This window comes from Mangrovibacterium lignilyticum, assembly GCF_010882175.1.
Classification (GTDB): Bacteria; Bacteroidota; Bacteroidia; order Bacteroidales; family Prolixibacteraceae; genus Mangrovibacterium; species Mangrovibacterium lignilyticum.
Genome location: NZ_WKLH01000014.1, coordinates 1 through 1629 on the forward strand (window position 1 = coordinate 1; position 1629 = coordinate 1629).

Annotated in this window: 1 protein-coding gene; it reads left to right on the forward strand. The window is 47.6% G+C overall.

From position 1 onward, the window contains the following. Window positions 1-1629: DUF5107 domain-containing protein (locus GJV22_RS22075; protein WP_205462010.1), on the forward strand; the 1629-nt coding region annotated here is incomplete at both ends.

Sequence of the window (1629 nt, forward strand, 5' to 3'; positions counted from 1 at the left end):
AGCATCGCTTGAAAAATTGATCATTCCAACTTACGAGTTAGGAAAATCAGAAATTAACCCGGTTTTTTTCGAAAAAAGAGTTTACCAGGGTTCGTCCGGTAAAGTGTACCCGGTGCCGTTTATCGACAAGGTGTACGATCACAAAGTGGATAAGGAGTACCAGGCTGCGATTCTGGAGAATGAGTTTGTGAAAATGGTTATGCTTCCCGAGATCGGGGGGCGTATTTTCGAAGCTCAGGATAAAGCCAACAATAACTACAACTTTTTCTACCAGCAAAAGGTGATCAAGCCGGCACTGGTTGGTTTGGCCGGGCCATGGATCAGTGGAGGTGTGGAGTTTAACTGGCCGCAGCACCACCGTCCGGGAACCTACTTGCCGACTGATGTTTACATCGAAGAGGAAGCCGACGGTGCCAAAACAATCTGGATGTCGGAATACGATCCGATGTACCGATTGAAAGGGATGCACGGAATTCGGATTCGCCCGAACAGTGCTTTGATTGAATTGCGCGGACGACTGTTTAACCGCACACCGCTCACTCAGACTTTCCTTTGGTGGGCCAACGTAGCTGTTGAAGTGCACGGCGATTACCAGAGCTTTTTCCCGCCTGATGTGCATTATGTAGCCGATCATGCCGTGCGCGCCCAAAGTAGCTTCCCTTTTGCGGAGAACGACTACTACGGCATTCCTTATCACGAGCGTCAAGGCAGAAACGATTTGCGTAACTACAATAATATTCCGGTGCCAACCAGTTACATGGTTTGCGATACCAAATACGATTTCTTCGGAGGATATGACTTTAAAGAAGATGGTGGATTCATCCATGTTGCCAATCGTCATATCGCTCCCGGTAAAAAGCAGTGGACTTGGGGGAACGAAGCCTTTGGTCGTGCCTGGGACCGTGAACTGACTGATGAAGGTGGGCCGTACTTCGAGTTGATGGCCGGAGTTTATACCGATAATCAACCGGATTTCACCTATCTGTTGCCATACGAAACCAAGACTTTCTCGCAGTTCTGGTGGAGTTACAAAAATCTGGGACCGGTCCAAAATGCCAATAAGGACCTGGCTATTCGTTTAGAAATTCTGCAAGGTAATCAACTTGATTTAGGAGTAGCCGGTAGCCGGAAATTCGAGAACCTGCAATTTATACTGCTTATCGGGAACGAGAAAAAAGTATTCGACAAACAAAGCATATCACCTGAACAACCCTGGAAAGACAATTCCATTCAAATTGAAGCCGGACAGGAGAACTCAATTTCCCTGATCGTGTTGGATGAACAAGGAAAGGAATTAATCGCTTATCACCATCGTGAGATCAGCAAAGAACGAAACCGCAAGCTGGCTTTTGAGCCTAAACAACCGCAAGAGGTTGAAAGTGCCAACGAACTGGAATTAATTGGTGAGCACCTGGAGCTGTACCGTCACCCGACCCGTTACCCGGAGCCTTACTGGCGGGAAGCGATAAAAAAAGATCCGAAAAGCTACAAATCATACATTGCATTGGGGCGTGTCGAATTGAAGAACGGCAAGTTCGCTGAGGCCGAACAAAACTTAAGAGCTGCGATCGAGATCATGACCACTTATCATCCCAACCCGGCATCGGGCGAGGCGCATTATTTCTGTGG